The organism is Bacillus sp. FSL R5-0523, from assembly GCF_037975295.1.
In the GTDB taxonomy this organism is placed as follows: Bacteria; Bacillota; Bacilli; order Bacillales; family Bacillaceae; genus Bacillus; species Bacillus subtilis.
The window spans coordinates 291,554-314,253 of the sequence record NZ_CP150251.1; the positions used below are offsets into that span (position 1 = coordinate 291,554).

The following is a 22,700-nucleotide window of genomic DNA, read 5'->3' on the forward strand; positions in this document are numbered from 1 at the left end:
TCGCGACATAAAAAGAACTCTTCGCGACAACTTTATCCAACTAATCCAGCTTTTCGTATATAGTCATTACTAGAAATAAAGATAAGGGAGATTGTGACATGATTACACTGACCGATTGCAGCCGCAGGTTTCAGGATAAGAAAAAAGTAGTCAAAGCGGTGCGAGATGTAAGCTTAACAATTGAAAAAGGAGAAGTCGTCGGCATTCTCGGAGAAAACGGTGCCGGCAAAACAACGATGCTGAGAATGATTGCTTCCTTGCTTGAACCATCACAGGGTGTAATCACAGTAGACGGCTTTGACACGGTCAAGCAGCCGGCTGAAGTCAAAAAAAGAATCGGTGTCTTATTCGGAGGAGAAACCGGGCTTTACGACAGGATGACCGCTAAAGAAAATCTCCAATACTTCGGCAGGCTGTATGGGCTGAACCGCCACGAGATCAAAGCAAGAATAGAAGATTTATCGAAAAGGTTCGGCATGCGCGATTATATGAACCGGAGAGTGGGCGGGTTTTCGAAAGGCATGAGGCAGAAAGTCGCCATTGCCAGAGCGCTGATTCACGATCCGGACATCATTTTATTTGATGAGCCGACAACTGGGCTTGATATTACGTCAAGCAACATCTTCCGCGAATTTATACAGCAGCTGAAAAGAGAACAAAAAACGATTCTTTTCTCCAGCCACATTATGGAGGAAGTGCAGGCGCTCTGTGACAGTGTCATCATGATTCACAGCGGAGAGGTGATTTACCGAGGGGCGCTTGAATCACTATACGAGAGCGAGCGCAGTGAGGATTTGAATTACATCTTTATGTCTAAGCTTGTCAGGGGGATTTCTTAAATGCTGAGCCATATTTATAAAAAAGAAATGATCGACGCTTTGCGCGACAGAAAAACGATTTTACTCACAATCTTAGTGCCGATGATTATGATGCTTGGACTTGTCTTCTTTTATGAAAGCATGCTGTCCGACAAAGGGGAGCAGTACACGCTGGCTGTCGGCCATTCGCTTCCGCCCGCACTGGAAAGCAAGCTTAATGAGATTGACGAAATCAGCGTAAAAACATTTGCAAAGCCTGAAGAGGCAGTTGATGAAGGAAAAGCAGATGCCTATCTGAACGTCCCGAAAGAGTTCGACTCATATGTCAACAGCATGACACCTTTTAAGGTTGATGTTTACGGCAATTCAATCGATCAAGGGTCGTCAAATGCCATGCAGCTTGTGCAGTCTGCCTTAGATCAGTACAAAAATGAAATTGTGCAGCAACGTTTAACAAATAAGCATATTGATCAATCGGTGATCCAGCCGTTTACGATTCAGCAAAAGGAAGCGGATGAGGAGAAAGGGACTTCCGCTATTATGCTTTCCGCCATTCTGCCCATGCTGATTCTGACTTCCATTGTTTCCGGCGCAATGCCGATCGCTCTTGATATCATGGCCGGTGAAAAGGACCGGAAGTCAATCGAGGCGCTGCTATTAACGCCAGTCAGCAGAAACAAAGTGCTGGTCGGCAAGTGGCTTGCGGTTTCCACTTTTGCCGTGGCTTCAGGTGTATTGGCTTTGGTGTTTTTGATTTTGTCCACCGTGTTATTTACCGAAAATTTAAAAACGGCCTTCCAGCTGGGAGATCATATGTGGAGTGTAATCGGCGCTTCAGCCTTAATCATTGTGCTCTCTGCATTGCTGATCTCTGCGATGGAGCTTTTCATCAGCATCATGTCCAGCTCGGTAAAAGAAGCGCAAAGCTATATGTCTCTCGTCGTCTTTCTGCCTGTGTTCCCGATGTTTTTCATCTTCAGCAAGGCACCGAACCAATTTGACTTATCATACTTTCTCATCCCGTTTCTGAACCTGCATGCGTTATTTAAACAGCTTTTATTCGGGATGGTTGACCCGGCTGCCATTTTGTCTACGTCAGGAACCATCGCCGTGCTCATCGCCATCTTCTTTTTACTAGCCAGAGCCTGCTTCCTGAAAGACAAATGGGTTCTTCCAAAATAAACTTGCGAAAGGAGAAATACACTTTCTCCTTTTTGTATATCCTGAAAAAAGAAGGAAAATAGAAAAAGGATATCTAATACAAAAAGTGACCCTGCACTATTTTTCATCAAAATTGGTTTCAAAGGAGAAGGAACAATGGATCAAACACGTACACTCGGCAAAACGAAGCTGAAGGTGAAGCGGATCGGATTCGGCGCGAATGCGGTCGGCGGGCATAATCTATTTCCAAATCTAAATGATGAAACAGGGAAGGATTTAGTGCGCACGGCATTGGATGGCGGCGTCAATTTTATCGATACCGCCTTTATATATGGATTGGGGCGATCTGAAGAATTAATCGGCGAAGTCGTACAGGAACGCGGCGTGCGGAATGAGCTCATCATCGCCACCAAAGGAGCTCATAAAGAAGTGAACGGCAGCATTGAATTAGACAATAGCCGGGAGTTTCTTCGCAGCGAGGTGGAGAAGAGCCTGAAGCGGCTGAAAACAGATTACATTGATTTGTATTATGTTCACTTTCCGGATGGAAAAACACCTCTCGCTGAAGTGGCTGGCACTTTGAAAGAGCTGAAGGATGAGGGGAAAATCAAAGCAATCGGCGCTTCGAACCTCGATTATCAGCAATTGCAGGATTTTAATGCTGATGGCTATTTGGAGGTCTTCCAGGCCGAATATTCTCTCATACAGCGTGATGCCGAGAAAGAGCTTCTTCCATACTGTGAAAAACAAGGCATCTCCTTTATTCCTTACTTTCCGCTTGCGTCCGGACTGCTGACAGGAAAATTCACGCGAGACACCGTCTTTGATGATTTCAGAAAGGATAAACCTCAATTTCAGGGTGAAACGTTTATTCACAATCTCAAAAAAGTAGATAAGCTGAAAGCAGTAGCGGAGGAAAAACAAGCGGATACGGCACATGTCGCCTTGGCGTGGCTGTTAACGAGACCGGCGATTGATGCCATTATTCCAGGAGCTAAACGACCTGAGCAATTACAGGATAACCTGAAAACCTTGAACATTGAACTGACCGAAGATGAAGTGAATTTCATCAGCGACATTTTCAAATAAAAAGGAAATAGCCGTCATGGCTATTTCCTTTTGGTGTTTTATTCTTTGATGAATGCTTCGACTAATTCTGCTGCTCTGTAATCATCCATATCAAGCTGCCATTGGTCGATGTCATTTTTCTTCATTTTCACTTCAACTGTTTTTTCAGATGAAGCAGGTCCAAGCTTTTTGAATTCCTCAGGATAGACTTGAAGCGCGTATTTCACTGCCTCTTCATAGCTGGCACTAGAGTTTTTACTGTAGTAGTCTTTCACTTTGTCTTCGATACGGTCTGAAAGAGAAGATGCATCTACAGGTTTAACTGTGGCTTCAACAATTGCTTCGTCTTTAGAGATTGAAGTCGTTTTTGCCTGAATGGAAGAGTTTTTGCTTAATCCCTCTTTAATGCCGTTCACGATATTATCAAGCGCTTTGCTGTCCGCATATGTGCTGGAAAGGCCGGAAGCTGAGAGATAACCGTCTTTGGCTGATTCATTGAAATCATTTACAATTTCATTTTTGTTAGCGCCGGTGATTTTTTCGAAATCGGCGTTATCTTTGCCGAAAAGAAGGACATCAACATAAGCTGATAACGCTTTTGCAGAATCTTGGAGCTTATCTGCCGTCGCCAGGATTTTTTTGTCTTTTCCGTCAATTTTAAAAGTAACTGATTTTGGCTTTTTATCACCGTAAGATTCCGGCGTATAGTTAAGCTCGTATTGCTTGCCTTTATCTACAACGAAGAAAAGATTTCCTTCAACGGATTTGTCAGCGTTAATCGTGCTGCCTTGAAGCTTTTCGCTATAGTCTTCAGGGTCTGTGTCAGACATTTTGGTATCACCTTGATACAATGTGAAATCCATACTGTCTACATTCAGCGGGTCTTTTCCTGTGTTTTTCACCGCGACATTGACTTTTAACACAAGCTGGTCATCTGAAGTGGACTTATCATATTTAGACGGAAGCGTATAAGAGACATCCTTGATTTTGACTTGAGCTATATCTGAGCTTTTTTCTGTTTCTGATTCTTTCTTCTCCGCGCTTGTTTTGCTGCCGGAACAAGCAGCTGTAAACATCATCAGCAGAAGAATTAGGAAAACAGCGTACGTTTTTTTCTGAAACATTCATTTTTCCTCCTCAAATGGTTTAGGAAAGGGAGTCTTTTGTCTTTGAGAAATGGATCTTTTTGAATGGATTAGCATCATATAACCAAAAAAATCAGTTCTTTTCTCACGGTTTTCACCGGATTTTCTGGAAACTCCGCCCTCCTTTGTCATGAATGGACCTATAAAAAGTTACAACGGAATTAATTTTAAGATTATTAGCTTTTATATTGAATAGGTTCATCATCCTATTTTTGGTGAAAAATGTTCTGGTAAAACTGGTAAACTCAGAAAACTGTGTATTTTAGACTATTACTTTTTGATTAGTTGAAGGGAACTTAAGAAGGATGAAAGGGGCTGCCTTTGTGAAGAAAGAGGGACTGAAACAAAAAGCACTGGAAATCGGCCGGGTGCCGACACACTTAAAACTGGAAATTGAAGATTATGGCGGTGATGACAAAAGAGCCTATTTTTGTTGGACAGATCCTCAGGATGAGAATATAGGCATTATCGTGGAGCTTGGACCGGACGGGGAGCTGGAATCCCTTTCCCGTGATATTGAGCCTGAAAGCGGAGAAAGGCTGTCTGAGGAGAAACTAGAGGATATCATACGCCAATTTGTCGAGACTCATCATCCGGGGGCACTCTCTGCCTTTATTCGTGAAGAAAATGACCGTGCATACGGCGATAAAGTGAGATTTTCATATGTTCAAATGGAGGCTGGGCTTCCTCTCCCCATGAGCGGATTTATGGCTGATGTTTCCTTATCAGGTGAGATCGTCTACTTCCGCTATTACGGCGAAGCGGGCAGCATCATCAAGCCAAAGCGGGTTGCGGATGTTGAAGAGGCACTTGCCTTTATCAAGAAGGACGTGGAGTTCGACCTTTTGTTTGAGGTTCTCCATCGTTCTGTTTACAAAAACGGAGATGATCAGCCGCATTTGGTGTATGAGCCTGAATGTAGGGCGATTACCGTACCTGCGGATTTGGTTCAAGAAGAACAAGGAGGAGTTGATGATGACGATGATTACAGGGAGCCGGAGAGCTTTCCTCTCCCTTTATTCGAGGGCATCCGCGAAAAGGCCGATCCTGACAGCATGATTGGTATTGAAAAAGGATTTGTCAAAGAGCGGGAAGCGGATTTGGGAGATGGGAGACTCGGAATCGTTTGGCGGAATCCGGATGACCCTGTGTATCAGCCGGCGGATAAAAGCATGGACAGCTGGTTTAAGGGACGGACTCATCAAGTGCTGAAAACCATCTATAACAAAGAAACCGGAAAACTCGAAGGCGTCATGTCATTTATGGAGAAAGAAGGGCCGTTGACAGTAACTGAGGCAGAGTGCGAAAAAATCGCGGTTCGCTTTCTGTTTGCTTTATTTCCGAATGCCGATCAATATTTTAGGATCAGATACGACGAAAAAGATGAAGAAGAAAACGCAGTCGCTGTTTTTACATTTGAAGCGCATTGTCACGGAGTTCCGATCCGATTTGGGCAGATCAGAATTTGTGTCAGCCGCCAGACAGGGTATATCACCGTTTATATGGGACCAGATATTGACCCAAATGAGCTGGCAACCATTGATCCTGTGCCGGCCATTTCAGTTGAACAAGCCAAGTCTATCTTTTGGCAGCATTTTAAAGTTGAGCTGGGCTGGGAAAGAGAATATCACGATAATGAAGAACACAGCTACCGGCTCGTCTATAGGCCGGTGTATCCGCATTTTATCGATGCACATACAGGAGAGCCTGTCTTCAGCTCATGGTAAAATAGCCAAAAGTCACGCAATTGCCTCGGATATAGAAGAGAGTATGTGATGAAAGTAACAGAAAGAATCTCGAAAAACAATGACAATAATAGAAAAGGACCTTTCTTCACTTTAAATGAAGAAAGGTCTTTTTATATAATAAACAGGATTCTCTTTGTCGTAGACTCTTTGAAAGGGATGACTTCATTGGTTAATAAACAGCTGAAAAAGAAGGCGCAGGAGATCGGAAATGTACCGACGCATTATGAGCTTGAGATAGAAGATTACGACCAAAAGCAAAAGAAAAACGGGCAGGCATATTTTATCTGGAAGGACCCTAAAGATCCGGAAAAGCACATTACAGTTGAACTTAGAAATGACGGCGCTTTGCTCACCTTTTCAACAACTGTCCGCTCCGAGACAGACAAACAACTTCCAGATGCCGAGCTGAAGCTGACGGCTCTTCAGTTTGCCGCTGCCAATCATCCCGGCACATTTATGAATTTTCATTTTCAAGGCAAGGAAGAACGGGGGCAGCACATCCGGTTTGTCTATACCAAAATAGAGCTGGGGCTTCCGATTCCCAATTCAGGTTTTTTAATTGATATGACACGAAGCGGTCAGATTGTCCACTTTCTATATTACGGGGAAGGGCATAAAGCCGAAATTCCGACAGAATTTGTAGCAAAAGAGAAGGTTGTTTCCCATTACTTAAACACAATGTCTTTTGAGCTGATGTACGATGTCATTGATGGCGAACAGGAACCAAGGCTCGTATATGAACCGATTCTTCCGGGATACAGCTATCCCGCAGATGTAGACGAAATTGTGCCCGACCAGCATATCGCAGATGAAAGAATAGAAAACACGGCGCCACTGCCGCCGCTTCAGAACAAGGAAGAACTTGATATATTTTCCTTGCTGGGTTTTACCTCTGATATGCAGAAAGTCAGTGAAAGAGACTTTGGAGAACAAATTGGAAGCACGTGGCGCAGGGGCGCTGCGCCGGAGCGTAAGGATTTAAGCATAGGAAGCTATTTTGAAACGAGAAATAAAAACACAATCAAAATGAAGACGGATAAAAGAACCGGAAAATTAAAAGCAGCGCTTTCTTTTATGGACTGGCGGAACAACCGCCAATGCTCCACGGAAGAATGCCAAGAGATAGCGCTTCAATTTTTGTATGCCCTCTATCCGAGAGCGGCTGAGTTTTTCAGGGTGAATCCCGTCCGAATTGATGAAAGAGGGAGAGTCCGCAACCATTTTTCTGTCTGGTATAAAGGAGTGCCGCTGCGGTTCGGCGCTGCCCGCATCATTGTCAATCCGGAAACTGGGTTGATTGACGCTTTTATGGCGCCTGATATTGAACCTGAACAATTGGAAGCGATAAATCACAGGCCGGATGTTTCCGCTGAAGAAGCGAGAGAAGCGTTTTTAGCCGCTTTTGATGTGAAGCTGGAGTGGCAGCCTGACTTTACTGCAGGCAGTGACCAGCACTGCAAACTTGTCTATAAGCCGGTTTACCCTTCCTATATTGATGCGCACATAAGGAAAAAGAAAAGGCTGTGAGGGGTGTCTAGTTAGGAATCATCTCCAAGTGGGGGTAGTCCTTGAATCGTTTCCAATCCCCGCCCCATTCAAAACCGAGTGTCTTAGCGATCTCGACAACCTCCAGCCAATCTGATTTTTCGTTTTGATTGCCGTCATATTCCATATCCCATATGATGCTTCCATCCTTTTTTTGAAGGGCGAAATCAATCGCTAAACCATAGTTATGATACGATTCCCCTCCTCTTGCATAGGTGACAATATTCCCTTTTTTTGTACGTCCCTGTTTATATAATTCATCTTGTTCCTTAAAGGACCTGAATCCTTCAGTAATGACGACGGTAATGCCTTTATTCGCTGCAGCGGCTTTGAGTGCATCGGCATTCTGCTTCACAATCGGATGAAGATCCGAGGGGACAGGCATGTTCTGCAGGGCGTTTTGAGAATGCCATTCATGCCGAATATAACTAAAACAAAGATCTAGAAGAAATAGAATACATAAGATAACAAATGTTTTTGCGGGTAACTTCATATCGGTCTCACTTTCTCAAGATGTGCTGAATGTTAACGCTTTTAAGTGATTGACTCTCTCTAAAAGCGAACAGCTATGATAAAATATAACATAAATAGTAGCAGGAGGAAGGAGGCAGACCGATGAGAGCAAAGATTCCATCAGAAGAAGTAGCAGTAAAGCTGAATGAATGGTACAAGCTCATTCGCGCATTTGAAGCAGATCAAGCAGAAGCGTTAAAGCAGGAGATTGAATACGATTTAGAAGATATGGAAGAGAACCAGGACTTGCTTTTATATTTTTCTTTGATGGAATTCCGGCATCGAATCATGCTTGATAAGCTGATGCCGGTGAAAGACAGCGACACCAAGCCTCCGTTCTCTGATATGCTGAACGAAATTGAAAGCAATCAGCAAAAACTCACGGGCTTACTGGAATACTACTTTTATTATTTCAGAGGAATGTACGAATTCAAGCAGAAAAATTTCATATTAGCGATCGACCATTATAAACATGCCGAGGAAAAGCTCGAGTATGTCGAGGATGAGATCGAAAAAGCTGAGTTTCTTTTTAAAGTCGCAGAAGTGTATTATCACATCAAACAAACGTATTTTTCCATGAATTATGCGAGCCAGGCGCTTGATATCTATACGAAATATGAACTGTACGGTCGCCGCCGGGTTCAGTGTGAATTTATCATCGCCGGAAATTTGACCGATGTGTATCATCATGAAAAAGCACTGACCCACTTGTGCAGCGCTTTAGATCATGCCAGGCAGCTTGAAGAAGCGTACATGATCGCCGCTGCCTATTATAATGTCGGACACTGTAAGTACAGTCTGGGTGATTACAAAGAAGCGGAGGGCTATTTCAAAACAGCCGCCGCCATTTTTGAGGAGCACAACTTTCAGCAAGCTGTTCAAGCTGTATTTTCACTGACCCATATCTACTGTAAAGAGGGAAAATACGACAAGGCAGTAGAGGCGTATGACCGCGGGATAAAAAGCGCGGCTGAATGGGAAGATGACATGTACTTGACGAAATTCCGCCTCATTCATGAGCTGTATCTTGGAAGCGGCGACCTGAACGTGCTTACAGAATGCTTTGACCTGCTGGAATCCAGGCAGCTTCTTGCCGACGCCGAAGATCTGCTGCATGATACAGCGGAACGTTTCAATCAGCTGGAACATTACGAGTCCGCTGCTTTCTTTTACCGCAGGCTGATGAATATTAAAAAGAAGCTTGCCGAGCAGCGTTTTCAATAGGAAATGGCAGAGAACTACAGGTTCTCTGCTTTTTTTGTGCTGTTTTCAACTCGGAAAAACAGGGTATTTTCCACTGCATAGTGAGAAACAGAGGAGGATATCAAGTATGTACAAAGATTTAACCGGAAAAACAGCGATTGTGACAGGGTCTTCAAAAGGAATCGGGAAAGCCATTGCGGAACGGTTCGGACAGGAGAAAATGAATGTTGTTGTAAACTACCACAGCGACCCGTCTGGAGCTGATGAAACTCTGGAAATCATTAAGCAGAACGGAGGGAAAGCCGTCGCAGTTGAGGCGGACGTGTCAAAAGAAGAGGGGATTCAGGCGCTCTTGGACACAGCTTTAGAGCATTTCGGCACGCTCGATGTGATGGTAAACAACTCCGGTTTTAACGGCGTTGAGGCGATGCCGCATGAGATGAGTCTTGAAGATTGGCAGAGAGTGATTGATGTCAATGTTAACGGAACCTTTCTGGGAGCGAAAGCAGCACTTAACCACATGATGAAAAACAATATCAAGGGCAATGTGCTGAATATCTCAAGTGTTCACCAGCAGATTCCGCGCCCTGTAAACGTTCAGTATTCCACATCCAAAGGCGGCATCAAGATGATGACGGAAACGCTGGCGCTCAATTATGCGGATAAGGGAATCCGCGTCAATGCGATAGCGCCCGGCACCATTGCCACAGAATCAAATGTTGATACGAAAAAGGAAGAGAGCAGGCAAAAACAATTGAAAAAAATCCCGATGAAAGCCTTCGGAAAGCCTGAAGAAGTGGCGGCAGCAGCAGCTTGGCTCGTATCTGAGGAAGCAAGCTATGTGACCGGCACAACACTTTTCGTCGACGGCGGAATGACACTTTATCCGTCTCAGCTTGAATAGAAGACAAAACAGGGGGATTGCGGGATGAAAACGGACTGGTGGAAGGATGCAGTGGTGTACCAAATTTACCCGAGAAGCTTTCAGGACAGCAATGGAGACGGAATTGGGGACTTGCGGGGGATTATTTCCCGTCTTGACTACATAAAGGAACTTGGGGCAGATGTGATTTGGATTTGCCCGATCTATCCTTCTCCGAATGTTGATTACGGCTATGATGTGACAAACCATAAGGCGATTATGGATTCTTACGGAACAATGGACGATTTTCACGAGCTGCTGGACCAGGTGCATCAGCGGGGATTAAAGCTGGTGATGGACTTTGTGTTAAATCACACCTCGGTCGAGCATCCGTGGTTTAAAAAAGCGGGGCTGGACAAAAACAGCAAATACCGCAGCTATTATTATTGGCGTCCCGGCACAAAGAACGGCCCGCCGACAGACTGGCTCTCAGACTATGGCTGCCCGGTCTGGCAATACGAGGAGCACACCGGAGAATACTATCTCCATATGAATGCCGTCAAACAAGCTGATTTAAACTGGGAAAATCCCGAAGTTCGCCAGGCGGTGTATGACATGATGAAATTTTGGCTCGATAAAGGGGTCGACGGTTTGCGAATTGATCAGCTCCATCTCATTTCTAAGAAAGAATATCTTCCTTCGTATGAGGACTATATCAATCAGCAGGCAGAGCCGAAGCCCTTTCAGCCAAATGGCGAACGAATCCATGACTATTTAAAAGAAATGACAGATGAAGTGTTTTCTCAATATGATGTCATGTCTGTCGGAGAGGTCGGCAGTGTCACACCGGAAGAAGGCTTGAAATATACGGGAACAGATAAGCATGAGCTGAATATGATTTTTCACTTTCAGCATATGGAGCTTGATCAGCAGCCCGGAAAAGAACATTGGGATTTGAAGCCCCTTGAGCTTTCTGATTTAAAATCGGTTTTGACAAAATGGCAAAAGAAGCTTGAGCATCAAGGCTGGAATACATTGTTTTGGTGCAACCACGACCAGCCCCGGATTGTGTCCAGATTCGGAGACGATGGGGAATACCGTAAAACATCAGCGAAAATGCTGGCAGCCGTACTTTATTTTATGAAGGGCACGCCGTATATTTATCAGGGAGAAGAAATCGGGATGACAAACGCGCCGTTCACCCAGATTGAAGACTACAAAGATATCCAAACGATCAATATGTATCATAAACGGGTGTTTGAAAAAGGCTATGATCCAAATGATGTGATGAGATCGATCTTAGCCAAAAGCCGGGATCACGCCCGGACCCCGATGCAGTGGAACAGAGGCAAAAATGCCGGATTTACTGACGGCACGCCTTGGCTGAAGGTCAACCCGAATTTCACCGCAATCAATGTGGAGGAAGCGCAGGGAGATCCTGATTCGGTCTTAATCTATTACAAAAAGCTGATCAGCCTGAGAAAGCAGTATGCTGACCTCATGAAAGGAAGCTTTGATCTTTTGCTTCCGGACGATCCGCAGTTGTTTGTATACATGAGAGAAAACAGTAAACAGCAGCTTTTGTCGGTCAATAATTTTTCAAAAGAGCAGGCTGTTTTTCAGTGGCCTAAGAACTGCGGCAAAGCTCAGGCCTCTCTGCTTCTCAGCAATTATAACAACGATGATCTTGCTGACGAAATGGTGTTCCGGCCTTATGAGAGCAGGGTCTATCTTCTCGACAAAACAAACTAGCCCGGCATTCTTAGCCGGGTTTTTTTAGTACATATATTCGCTTTGCAGGCGGGAAGAATAAATGAAAATGAAATTTATTCTTGCAAAACGTAATGACTTCGGTTTATTATGATATAGGATTACAAAATCGTTATCATTTTGATTTAAAGTTACTGAAAAAGAGGGGATATACGATATGTTTAAAAAATGGAGCGGTTTGTTTGTGATTGCAGCGTGCTTTTTATTAGTTGCAGCATGCGGCAACTCATCAACAAAAGGGTCGGCGGATTCAAAGGATGATAAACTGCACGTTGTCACAACGTTCTACCCGATGTATGAATTCACAAAACAAATTGTAAAAGACAAAGGCGATGTGGATCTGTTAATCCCATCTTCCGTTGAACCGCATGATTGGGAACCGACGCCGAAAGACATTGCCAACATTCAGGATGCTGATTTGTTTGTTTATAATAGTGAATACATGGAGACATGGGTTCCGTCAGCTGAAAAAAGCATGGGCCAAGGCCATGCCGTTTTCGTTAATGCAAGCAAAGGCATTGATTTAATGGAAGGCTCTGAAGAAGAACACGAAGAGCATGATCATGGGGAGCATGAGCACAGTCATGCAATGGACCCTCACGTATGGCTTAGCCCTGTTCTGGCACAGAAGGAAGTTAAAAATATTACTGCGCAAATCGTGAAGCAGGACCCGGATAACAAAGAATACTATGAGAAAAATAGTAAAGAATATATTGCAAAACTGCAGGATCTTGATAAACTATATCGTACAACCGCAAAAAAAGCGGAGAAAAAAGAATTTATCACGCAGCATACAGCTTTTGGCTATCTGGCAAAAGAATACGGCTTGAAGCAGGTTCCTATTGCAGGGCTTTCACCTGACCAAGAACCGAGCGCAGCCAGCTTGGCAAAGCTGAAAACATATGCCAAAGAACATAATGTAAAAGTTATTTACTTTGAAGAAATTGCATCCTCAAAGGTCGCAGATACGCTCGCCAATGAAATCGGCGCGAAGACAGAAGTGCTGAATACACTGGAAGGCTTGAGCAAAGAAGAACAGGATAAAGGTTTAGGGTATATCGACATTATGAAACAAAACCTCGATGCCCTGAAAGATTCACTATTGGTTAAATCATAAGATAGTGTGCGCCGGAGGGTGCACACTATTTCTTTGTGAGAAAGGAAGATTAACATGAATCTCGTCTCATTGAAAGATATCGTTTTCGGCTATTCCCATACGCCTGTTTTAGATAAAGTATCACTTGATATTGAAAGCGGTGAGTTCGTCGGCATCACTGGGCCAAACGGCGCCTCTAAATCGACGCTCATAAAGGTAATGCTCGGCATGCTGAAACCGTGGGAAGGCACAGTGACGATCAGTAAAAGGAATACAGAAGGGAAACGCCTGACCATAGGGTACGTCCCGCAGCAAATTTCTTCATTTAATGCCGGCTTTCCGAGCACGGTGCTGGAGCTTGTTCAATCAGGCCGCTATACAAAAGGGAAATGGTTTAAACGTTTAAATGAAGAAGATCATCTTGAAGTAGAAAAAGCACTGAAAATGGTGGAAATGTGGGAGCTCCGTCACCGTAAAATCGGTGATTTATCAGGCGGACAGAAACAGAAAATCTGTATCGCCAGAATGCTCGCCAGCAACCCGGATCTGCTGATGCTGGACGAACCGACGACAGCTGTTGATTACGACAGCAGAAAAGGATTTTACGAATTTATGCATCACCTCGTGAAAAATCACAATCGCACAGTTGTGATGGTTACTCACGAACAAAACGAAGTACAGCAATTTTTAGATAAAGTGATTCGATTAGAGAGAGGAGAAAAAGGCGGATGGAAATGTTTGACTTGGAATTCATGCGACGAGCTTTTCTAGCAGGCGGCATGATCGCCGTCATGGCTCCGATACTAGGAGTGTATCTCGTTCTCAGAAGACAGGCCTTAATGGCTGACACACTTTCACATATCTCATTGTCAGGTGTTGCCATCGGCTTTTTTCTCAGCACCAATATAACCGCAGCAAGCATAGTCGTCGTGACCATCGGCGCGATCGGAATTGAATACATGCGGCGGGCGTATCGGACTTATTCAGAAGTGTCCATTGCGATCTTAATGGCAGCTGGTTTGTCCTTCGCGATGTTTTTAATCAGCCTTTCCAAAGGCACAGCCAATATGAGCATCGATCAATACCTATTTGGATCGCTTGTGACAGTAAACCAGCAGCAGGTCTATATTATCAGTATTATCACACTGCTGATCCTGCTTTATTTTATCGTACTGAGAAGGCCGCTCTACCTGCTGACGTTTGATGAAGCAACAGCCAAAACATCGGGAATCAATACAAACGTTCTCTCGTTGTCATTCAGTATTGTCACAGGCCTTGCGATTTCAGTCATTATTCCGATCATCGGGGTCCTTCTTGTATCGGCCCTGCTCGTATTGCCAGCAGCATTCGCCATCAGAATTGCAAAAGGCTTTAACATGGTTTTCATTACAGCCATACTCATTTCATTATTCAGCGTATTTACGGGACTGACATCATCCTATCAGCTCGGGACGCCGCCAGGTCCGTCTATTACCCTGCTATTGATCGTTTTGCTATTAATCGGATTTGCAGTTCAGGGAGTTTGGACGTTTATCAAAAAAGAAGCTCAGCGCAAAAAAAGAAGCCGATAACATGAAAAGCAGTTCTCCCTAGGGAAAACTGCTTTTTTTATAGAAACAATCCGGCAAGGCGCTCATAAGATTCTTTTTTCGCCTCAAAATCAAACACATTGCACAGAATCATGATTTCATTTGTTTCATAGCGGCCTGTGAGGTCTAACAGCTGTTGTTTGACAGTGCTTGGAGAACCGATCACCATCCGCTTTCTGTTTTCTTCTATGAGTTTTTTATCGGACGCTGTGTAGAGATGGGCTTTCGCTTCCTCGATGCTTGGCACGCGGCTGTCCAAGCCTTTTCCGATGCGAAGAAGCCACAAATCCTGGCTTAATGCGAGTTCTTCTGCCTCTTCATCTGTTTTTGCGCAAATGACAAAAATCGTAAACAGTGCGGATGGATTCGAAAAATGGGCTGAGGGCCGAAAGCTTTCCCGGTAGATGCGGAATGCATTTTCTCCTCGCTCGGGATTAATGAAATGCCCAAATACATATCCAATCCCCTGGTGCGCCGCGCGTCTTGCGCTGTTTTCACCAAGACCGAGCACCCATAGCTCGGGTGCCGTACCAATAAGGGGCGCCGCTTTGATTCCGGCATACGGATGGTCGGGAGGAAGGGAATCTGTTAGAAAATAAGAGACATCCTGCAGCTGTCTGTTAAATTCGGTTAAGCTTTTTTTCACCCCGTCCGTTAATGCAAGCCTGGTTTTTGTCGTGCCGCCGGGGGAACGGCCGACGCCGAGGTCAATCCGGTTTGGATACAGGGCCTCAAGCTGGCGAAAGGTTTCAGCCACTTTAAATGGGCTGTATTGGGGCAGAAGCACGCCGCCTGATCCGACACGAATGGTGTTTGTCTGTGCTGCGATGCGGGCGATCATGATTTCAGGCGCTGTGCTTGCCAGTCCTTTCGTGCTGTGATGCTCGGCAAACCAATAACGCTTATAGCCCCACTCTTCGCTTAATTGGGCAAGCTCAACCGAATGCTGAAGAGTTGTCACAGGGCTTTCTCCTTTAGAAACAGGTGCCTGATCAAGTATGCTTAAATGAATCAAAAGGCCGCTTCCTTTCTGTCTGTTTTTAGATGGTGACACCAGAATAGGCAAAATGACTTGCCCGCGTCAAATGGTTTGTTTAAGAAGCGCACTTTATAGCATTTGCAAATCATATATCAAATATGGAAGTTTTTTTTCGAGGTTTTTCGTCAATTATTCTTAACTTTTACGAAACTTTGATATAATAACAAACGTATATATTAGTAATTTACGGCTTATTTTCCTTGTGAGCGTAAAAATAAATGTGACTATCTTCACATTTCGATGAGTAGGAGTGAATCGTGTGGCAATTTCTTTAGAAAAAGGTCAACGAATTGATTTAACAAAAGGAAAAGCCGGTCTGTCAAAATTGATGGTCGGTCTCGGCTGGGACCCAGTGTCCTCAGGCGGAGGATTCTTCAGCAAACTGCTTGGCGGAGGCGGTCCGAATATCGACTGTGACGCTTCAGTGCTGATGCTGGAAAACGGAAAATTCACCGATAAGAAAAACCTGATTTATTTCGGCAACCTGAAAAGCCGCTGCGGCGGTGTACAGCATACAGGCGACAACCTGACGGGTGACGGTGCAGGCGATGACGAGCAAATTATGATAGATTTAGATAAAGTGCCTGGAAACATCGATAAGCTTGTATTTGTAGTGAACATTTACGATTGTGTCAGAAGAAAACAAGATTTCGGCATGATTCAAAATGCGTTTATCCGCGTAGTTGATCAATCTAATCACGAGGAAATGCTCAAGTACAATTTGAGAGACAATTACGCCGGCAGAACAAGCCTGATTACAGCAGAAATCTACCGCAGCGGCAGTGAGTGGAAGTTTGCAGCGGTTGGTGAAGGCACGAACGATACGAGATTAGAAGATATTATCAGCCGATACGTATAAAAGAAAAGGAGTGGATGAAACATGACAATTTCATTGGCAAAAGGACAAAAAGTAGATTTAACAAAAACAAATCCGGGTCTTTCAAAGGTTGTTGTCGGTTTAGGCTGGGATACGAACAAGTATGACGGCGGACACGACTTTGATCTTGACTCAAGTGTGTTTCTGTTAGACGCCGCAGGCAAATGCGCGTCACCAAACGACTTTATTTTCTACAACCAGCTTGAAGGCGGCAACGGTTCAGTCGTTCATTCAGGCGACAACCTGACTGGTGCTGGTGAAGGCGACGATGAGAATGTAAAAGTAAATCTCAGCGCTGTACCGGCAAACATTGATAAAATCTCATTTGTTATTACCATTCACGATGCAGAAGCGCGCAGCCAAAACTTTGGACAAGTATCAAACGCGTTTGTCCGCATCGTAAATGAAGAAACAAATGAAGAGCTCATCCGTTACGATCTTGCAGAAGATTTCTCTATTGAAACGGCAATCATTGCAGGGGAGCTTTACAGACATAACGGCGAGTGGAAATTCTCCGCAATCGGCTCAGGCTACCAAGGCGGCCTTGCCCGCATTGCAACAGACTACGGTTTGCAAGTCGGTTAAGACAAATACGAAGAGCAGAAAGGAGAGAGGCAGTATGGCCATTCAATTATCAAAAGGACAGCGCATTGATTTAACGAAAACAAATCCGGGACTGACAAAAGCGGTGATCGGCTTAGGCTGGGATACAAACAAGTACTCCGGCGGACACGATTTTGACCTGGATGCTTCGGCCTTTTTAGTTGATGCGCATGATAACTGCGTAAATGATCTCGATTTCGTCTTCTATAATAACCTTGAACATCCGAGCGGCGGTGTCATCCATACGGGTGACAACCGCACGGGTGAGGGCGACGGAGATGATGAGCAGATTATCGTTGATTTCTCAAAAATCCCTGCTCACATTGAGAAAATCGGCATCACAGTGACCATTCACGACGCTGAAGCACGCAGCCAAAACTTTGGACAAGTTTCCAATGCATTTGTCCGCGTTGTGGATGAAGAAACGCAGAATGAGCTTCTTCGCTTCGATTTGGGAGAAGACTTCTCCATTGAAACAGCTGTTGTCGTTTGTGAGCTTTACAGACACGGCGGCGAGTGGAAATTCAATGCGATCGGCAGCGGATTTTCCGGCGGGCTGGCTGCATTGTGCCGGAATTACGGTTTGCAAGTGTAAGCGAGTGACAAATAGAGAAGTCACCGTTTCAAATTAATAGGAGGAAAAAACTTGGACTTTTTACATCATATTTTGTCTACGTATGCTTCATTTTTCGATTGGAAAATGTGGGGGGAAGTTCTGACTGATCCTGTTTCCTGGGGTTTGATCGGTTCCCTTGTTGTTCTGGAAGGCCTTTTATCGGCCGATAACGCGCTAGTTCTTGCGGTCATGGTTAAACACCTGCCGGAAAAACAGCGGAAAAAAGCGTTAACGTATGGTTTATTTGGAGCTTATATTTTCAGGTTTATTTTCATCGGGCTCGGTATGCTTCTCATTAAATTCTGGTGGATCAAGGTGCTTGGCGCGCTTTACCTGGCTTGGCTCGTCATTAAGCACTTCTGGATTGGCGAAAAAGAAGAGGAAGCGGACGGCATCAAGAAAAACTCTTGGATGGTCCGTACGTTCGGGATCTTCTGGGCGACTGTCATTTCAGTAGAATTAATGGATCTTGCCTTCTCTGTGGACAGCATCCTGGCCGCGTTTGCAGTATCTGAAAAAGTATGGGTGCTTCTGATCGGCGGTATGCTTGGTATTTTAATGATGCGTACAGTGGCAAAAGTGTTCCTTGTGCTGATTGATAAAATTCCTGAGCTGGAAAACACAGCATTCGTCTTAATCGGCATTATCGCGCTGAAAATGGCGGGGAGTGCTTTCCATTACGAAATGCCGCACTCTGTATTCTTCATTATCATTATCGCTGCATTTGCGGTAACATTGATCATTCACTACATCAATAAACAAAAGCAGGTGCGCGAACAAACAGCCGCTTCAAAAGAAGAATAAAACAAAACAAGGAGGGAGGTTCAATGTCCTTCCTTTTTTGTTACCGAAATATCGTTCAATGACAAACCGGAAAGGAGGATATGATGAGACAAGAAGAACTAACCATTCATAAAGCACTTCCGGCTGATGGGGATTGGAAAAGCCTGCTGTTTCAGCCATTGCCGGAGCGGGATCACTATGAAACTGCACAAGGCCTTTCTTTTTCTCGTCTTGCCGGACAGATATTGGGCACGCCTATTGATGAGACGGACTACTATAATGAGCTGTATGAGCTGTCTGTAAACGACCGCATAACGATTTTGAGTGAAACGCTCGATAAAACAATCGAACCGGAAACATTTCAAAAGCTTCAGCATATTCATTCCATCAATCAGAAAGAAAAAGGGCTGTCAGTCAGCCGCTTTGTTGCCTTTCTGGACGGGGAAAAGCTGATTGCGAAGCACTCAAATCCCCTGATGCACCGCCATTTTAGAAAAGCGCTGATGACGCTTTTACATACCTTTGCGGACAGTCATGAAAAGGGGCTGAATCATCCTGATTTTCGCAGAGTGCTGCTTGATGTCTCGAAGTTTTCCTTAAACCATCTGAACCCTTGGCTGGAAAAAACCGATATAGAGCGGGAGATGCCGAAGGTTGTTTGGTATGGAGATGCGACGAAAAGCCAGCTCTATTTCTTATATTATCTGATGCTGGTCGGCTGTGATGTACTGCTGTTCCATCCGGCGGGAACGGATCAGCTGGCGCTTGTCGACCCGAAGCAGGAGCTCAGTTTTACGGAAAAGCTCCCGGATGTTTCGGAGCTTCAGCCGTTTCCGAAAGAAAAACCAGACCGGAAATCAACAGTGGCTTACCGCTCAACAAAGGAAATTGAACATGTGCTGAATCACGAGGAATCCATGCTGTATAAGCCGTGGCAGTTCAGAGATCACACACCGGTGTCCGTTACGCTGAAAACGACCTATGATGAATTGTTTTTAATCACGAAAGAACGCGCCTTTATTCGGCCGAATTTCAAAGCTGATAAACATTCCATTGAGATTCCGAATGTATTCGCCAAAATTATGGGCGTGTCGAAAGACAATAAGGAATATTGGAACAGGCTTCATACTCTAGCGGATTATCAGGAAACAGAAATGGTCAGAAGCTTTCCATTTACAGAAGAAATAAAGTCGAACTATCAATTTCACTACAGCCACGCACTTGATCAAGAAGGGAACATTGATCCGGACAAGCTGATGGCAAGCAATGTGTGGCAGTACAAACAGCTGCCGGCAGGCGTTCAGACTGCCATTGCCAAAACGATTTCGAGAATGTGCAGGCACCCGCGGCTTAAAGCTTTGCATCAGGAACAAGTCAAGGATGTTCAAATCTATTTGTTTAAACAAACAACAAACCTGCCTGCTAATCTGCTGAAATTGATTCAAATGTTCGACTATGCGCAAACCGTTCCGAAACTCGTTTTATATCATACGGAAATGAGCGGCGGACTCACGCGTTCGGATGCTGCCGCCCTGCTGTTCCTGAATGAAATCGGAATCGATATCATCATTTATAATCCGCCAGGACACCAGGATATTGAGCAGTTTATTGAAGAGGATCAGTATGATATCCACTGGCTGGATGACATGGTGTTTCAGCAGGACTACAAAGAGCCTTCGCTTGTGAAAAGGCTCTTCAGAACCATTACCCAAAAATAAGGAGAGAAGAAAAGCATGACAACAGAAAATCAAAATCCGCTTGTTCTCGATAAAAATGAAGAGATTTCCCAGCAAAAAGCTGACGATATCCGTCTTCAGCTCCGTCAGGAACCAGAAGTGAAGCGGCTTGCTCAACAAATTGACGTCAAAAACCAAATGGAGCTGCTTGAATACGGCAAGGAGCCGGCCGTTGAAATATCCAAGTTCTCTGACCGCATCTTAGGGATGATGAAAACAACAAGCGTGACAGACTCCGGCACAATGCTGACTCAGCTTGGGAAAATCATGGACCGCTTCGACAAAAATGATTTTGATGAGCCAAAGGGATTAATGGCGAAAATTTTCAAACGCGGCGGCAGCATGATTGAAAAAATCTTTAAAAAGTATCAGACACTTGGCGGAGAGATTGAAAAAATCCACGTTGAGATTTCAAAATACAAAGATGAGATGACGAAGACGAACTACACGCTCGATGAAATGTATGAAAACAATATCAAATACTATATGGAGCTTGAAAAATACGTCGTTGCCGGGCAGATGAAACTGGAAAAGATGCAGTCGATACTTCCTTCATATGAGGAAAAAGCGGCAAGCGGGAACCAGCTGGCGCAAATGCAGCTCGATACGTTGCGCAACGGCATTCAGGCGCTTGAGGAACGGGTGTATGATCTGGATATGGCACGGATGGTGGCGCTTCAAACTGCACCTCAAATCCGTCTTCTGCAGCGAGGAAATGCAAAGCTGATCGGGAAAATCAACTCCGCGTTTATCATTACCATTCCGATTTTCAAAAACGGCATTATTCAGGCTGTTACGGTAAAGCGGCAAAAGCTTGTGGCTGATTCCATGAGCGAGCTTGACCGCCGGACAAACGAGATGCTGAAACGAAATGCTGAAAACATCTCGAGCCAAAGTGTTGAAATTGCCAGAATGGCCGGCAGACCGAGCATAGATATTGAAACGATTGAATCGTCTTGGAACACGATTGTCAGCGGCATGCAGGAAACAAAACAAATCGAGGAAGAAAACAAACGCCTCCGCGAAGACGGCGCGAGACGAATTGCACAGCTTCAGGATAATATTAAAAAAGCAGCATTGCAGCAATAAGAAAAACCCCGCTTGTGGAACATAAGCGGGGTTTTTCAATTACATCATTTAGTTAATGACAATGTGTAAAGACAGGTGTAAACTTAAACGGTAATCATTTTGCATATCAGAGGTGTTGGCAATGGGAAAACAACAGCCTATATCCCAGCGTAAACTGCTGGGCGTCGCCGGTTTGGGGTGGCTGTTTGATGCAATGGATGTCGGAATATTATCGTTTATTATCGCCGCGCTCCATGTAGAGTGGAATCTGTCGCCCGAAGAAATGAAATGGATCGGAAGCGTCAATTCCATCGGCATGGCTGCGGGTGCGTTTTTGTTTGGTTTGCTTGCTGATCGAATCGGCCGCAAAAAAGTGTTCATCATCACCCTTTTATGCTTTTCCATCGGAAGCGGCATTTCCGCTTTTGTGACGAGCTTATCGGCATTTCTAATCCTTCGTTTCGTGATTGGTATGGGACTTGGCGGCGAGCTTCCAGTCGCTTCAACACTCGTTTCGGAAGCGGTTGTGCCTGAAAAGCGGGGCAGAGTGATTGTGCTTTTGGAAAGCTTTTGGGCCGTGGGCTGGCTCGCAGCGGCCTTGATTTCTTACTTTGTGATACCAAGCTTCGGCTGGCAGGCTGCCCTTCTGTTAACTGCGCTGACTGCTTTTTATGCACTGTACCTGCGGACGAGTCTGGCTGATTCGCCGAAATATGAATCGCTTTCTGCCAAAAAGAGGTCGGTGTGGGAGAATGTAAAAAGCGTCTGGGCAAGACAGTATATACGGCCGACGGTGATGCTGTCGATCGTTTGGTTCTGTGTGGTGTTTTCTTATTACGGCATGTTCCTATGGCTCCCGAGTGTCATGCTGCTGAAAGGCTTCAGCATGATTCAAAGCTTTGAATATGTCCTGCTGATGACGCTTGCTCAGCTACCGGGCTATTTCTCTGCCGCATGGCTGATTGAAAAAGCGGGCCGGAAGTGGATACTTGTCATTTACTTGATTGGCACAGCAGGAAGCGCCTATTTCTTCGGAACAGCGGATTCCTTAAGTCTTCTGCTTACGGCTGGAATGCTGTTATCGTTTTTCAATCTCGGTGCGTGGGGCGTGCTGTATGCTTATACCCCGGAGCAATACCCGACTGCGATTCGAGCAACAGGTTCAGGAACGACAGCAGCGTTTGGAAGAATCGGCGGCATCTTCGGGCCTTTGCTCGTCGGAACGCTGGCAGCCCGTCATATTTCGTTTTCGGTCATCTTTTCAATCTTTTGCATTGCAATCTTACTCGCGGTTGCTTGTATTTTGATTATGGGAAAAGAAACGAAACAAACTGAGCTAGAATAGGAAAAGCACCTCTTAAAAGAGGTGCTTTCAGCGTGTCGACAAACCCTCGCATTCGTTGTCAGTACTGCGCTTCGGTGCTCAATGCGAAGTGGATCAACGGCTAAATTCTCAGGCG

The 22,700-nt window shown here is 44.8% G+C and carries 22 protein-coding genes; 18 read left to right on the forward strand and 4 right to left on the reverse strand.

From position 1 onward, the window contains the following. The first annotated feature begins 98 nt into the window (after window positions 1–98). The 3 genes from natA to NYE53_RS01620 all read left to right on the forward strand — a co-directional run bounded on the left by natA (window position 99) and on the right by NYE53_RS01620 (window position 3,068). Complete coding sequence (gene natA / locus NYE53_RS01610) at window positions 99–839, forward strand: sodium ABC transporter ATP-binding protein NatA (RefSeq protein WP_015252894.1); 741 nt, start codon at window positions 99–101, stop codon at window positions 837–839. Further along, the gene (natB, locus tag NYE53_RS01615; RefSeq protein WP_021481867.1) at window positions 840–2,000 is read left to right on the forward strand and encodes a sodium ABC transporter permease NatB; all 1,161 of its coding nucleotides are present in this window, start codon (window positions 840–842) and stop codon (window positions 1,998–2,000) included. Window positions 2,001–2,135: 135 nt separating this feature from the next. Next, window positions 2,136–3,068, forward strand: coding sequence for an aldo/keto reductase (locus tag NYE53_RS01620; protein WP_003234752.1), 933 nt, complete (start codon window positions 2,136–2,138; stop codon window positions 3,066–3,068). A 38-nt stretch (window positions 3,069–3,106) separates the two neighbouring features. Here the strand turns inward: NYE53_RS01620 and NYE53_RS01625 are convergent, their stop codons facing one another. After that, the gene (locus tag NYE53_RS01625) at window positions 3,107–4,171 is read right to left on the reverse strand and encodes a DUF4352 domain-containing protein (RefSeq protein ID WP_003234750.1); all 1,065 of its coding nucleotides are present in this window, start codon (window positions 4,169–4,171) and stop codon (window positions 3,107–3,109) included. Continuing rightward, window positions 4,172–4,324 carry a hypothetical protein gene (locus tag NYE53_RS01630; protein WP_021481864.1) on the reverse strand — a complete coding sequence of 51 codons (153 nt, stop codon included), beginning with the start codon at window positions 4,322–4,324 and terminating at the stop codon, window positions 4,172–4,174. A 173-nt stretch (window positions 4,325–4,497) separates the two neighbouring features. On the opposite strand from NYE53_RS01630, the gene NYE53_RS01635 reads away from it, so the two are divergent. Beyond that, complete coding sequence (locus tag NYE53_RS01635) at window positions 4,498–5,919, forward strand: YcdB/YcdC domain-containing protein (RefSeq protein WP_339246884.1); 1,422 nt, start codon at window positions 4,498–4,500, stop codon at window positions 5,917–5,919. Between the two features lie 186 nt (window positions 5,920–6,105). Beyond that, complete coding sequence (locus NYE53_RS01640) at window positions 6,106–7,467, forward strand: YcdB/YcdC domain-containing protein (RefSeq protein ID WP_339246886.1); 1,362 nt, start codon at window positions 6,106–6,108, stop codon at window positions 7,465–7,467. Window positions 7,468–7,474: 7 nt separating this feature from the next. On the opposite strand, the gene cwlK is transcribed toward NYE53_RS01640, so the two are convergent. After that, a complete protein-coding gene (gene cwlK / locus NYE53_RS01645; protein ID WP_339246890.1) occupies window positions 7,475–7,978 on the reverse strand; it encodes a peptidoglycan L-alanyl-D-glutamate endopeptidase CwlK in 504 nt (167 codons plus the stop codon). Window positions 7,979–8,100: 122 nt separating this feature from the next. On the opposite strand from cwlK, the gene rapJ reads away from it, so the two are divergent. The 6 genes from rapJ to znuB all read left to right on the forward strand — a co-directional run bounded on the left by rapJ (window position 8,101) and on the right by znuB (window position 14,500). Next, window positions 8,101–9,222 (forward strand): response regulator aspartate phosphatase RapJ, encoded by a 1,122-nt coding sequence (rapJ, locus tag NYE53_RS01650; RefSeq protein WP_015715201.1) that lies wholly within the window; start codon window positions 8,101–8,103, stop codon window positions 9,220–9,222. A 106-nt stretch (window positions 9,223–9,328) separates the two neighbouring features. Beyond that, window positions 9,329–10,105, forward strand: a complete 777-nt coding sequence (locus NYE53_RS01655; protein WP_339246894.1) for an SDR family oxidoreductase — start codon at window positions 9,329–9,331, stop codon at window positions 10,103–10,105. Between the two features lie 24 nt (window positions 10,106–10,129). After that, a complete protein-coding gene (locus NYE53_RS01660) occupies window positions 10,130–11,815 on the forward strand; it encodes an alpha-glucosidase (RefSeq protein ID WP_339246895.1) in 1,686 nt (561 codons plus the stop codon). Window positions 11,816–11,990: 175 nt separating this feature from the next. Then, entirely contained in the window at window positions 11,991–12,950 is a 960-nt protein-coding gene (locus tag NYE53_RS01665) for a metal ABC transporter substrate-binding protein (protein WP_134991943.1), read from the forward strand. Between the two features lie 54 nt (window positions 12,951–13,004). Continuing rightward, window positions 13,005–13,700, forward strand: coding sequence for a zinc ABC transporter ATP-binding protein ZnuC (gene znuC / locus NYE53_RS01670; protein WP_014475714.1), 696 nt, complete (start codon window positions 13,005–13,007; stop codon window positions 13,698–13,700). Beyond that, window positions 13,658–14,500 (forward strand): zinc ABC transporter permease ZnuB, encoded by an 843-nt coding sequence (znuB, locus tag NYE53_RS01675; protein ID WP_003246340.1) that lies wholly within the window; start codon window positions 13,658–13,660, stop codon window positions 14,498–14,500. Before znuC ends, znuB begins: the two co-directional genes overlap by 43 nt. A 37-nt stretch (window positions 14,501–14,537) precedes the next feature. Here the strand turns inward: znuB and NYE53_RS01680 are convergent, their stop codons facing one another. Then, window positions 14,538–15,533, reverse strand: coding sequence for an LLM class flavin-dependent oxidoreductase (locus NYE53_RS01680; RefSeq protein WP_339246897.1), 996 nt, complete (start codon window positions 15,531–15,533; stop codon window positions 14,538–14,540). Window positions 15,534–15,816: 283 nt separating this feature from the next. Here NYE53_RS01680 and NYE53_RS01685 point away from each other — a divergent pair, with 283 nt between their 5' ends. The 7 genes from NYE53_RS01685 (at window position 15,817) to niaP (ending at window position 22,585) form a co-directional block, all read left to right on the forward strand. Then, window positions 15,817–16,416, forward strand: a complete 600-nt coding sequence (locus NYE53_RS01685; protein WP_003246350.1) for a TerD family protein — start codon at window positions 15,817–15,819, stop codon at window positions 16,414–16,416. 21 nt (window positions 16,417–16,437) lie between these two features. Beyond that, on the forward strand, window positions 16,438–17,019 hold the full coding sequence (locus NYE53_RS01690; protein WP_003234723.1) for a TerD family protein: 582 nt from the start codon (window positions 16,438–16,440) through the stop codon (window positions 17,017–17,019). Window positions 17,020–17,053: 34 nt separating this feature from the next. Further along, window positions 17,054–17,632, forward strand: a complete 579-nt coding sequence (locus tag NYE53_RS01695; protein WP_003241242.1) for a TerD family protein — start codon at window positions 17,054–17,056, stop codon at window positions 17,630–17,632. 51 nt (window positions 17,633–17,683) lie between these two features. Next, window positions 17,684–18,457 carry a TerC family protein gene (locus tag NYE53_RS01700; protein WP_003234719.1) on the forward strand — a complete coding sequence of 258 codons (774 nt, stop codon included), beginning with the start codon at window positions 17,684–17,686 and terminating at the stop codon, window positions 18,455–18,457. 83 nt (window positions 18,458–18,540) lie between these two features. Next, complete coding sequence (locus NYE53_RS01705) at window positions 18,541–20,154, forward strand: YceG family protein (RefSeq protein ID WP_339246900.1); 1,614 nt, start codon at window positions 18,541–18,543, stop codon at window positions 20,152–20,154. 15 nt (window positions 20,155–20,169) lie between these two features. Beyond that, window positions 20,170–21,261, forward strand: a complete 1,092-nt coding sequence (locus NYE53_RS01710; RefSeq protein WP_339246902.1) for a toxic anion resistance protein — start codon at window positions 20,170–20,172, stop codon at window positions 21,259–21,261. Window positions 21,262–21,382: 121 nt separating this feature from the next. After that, complete coding sequence (gene niaP, locus NYE53_RS01715) at window positions 21,383–22,585, forward strand: niacin permease NiaP (RefSeq protein WP_339246904.1); 1,203 nt, start codon at window positions 21,383–21,385, stop codon at window positions 22,583–22,585. Window positions 22,586–22,700 lie beyond the last annotated feature (115 nt).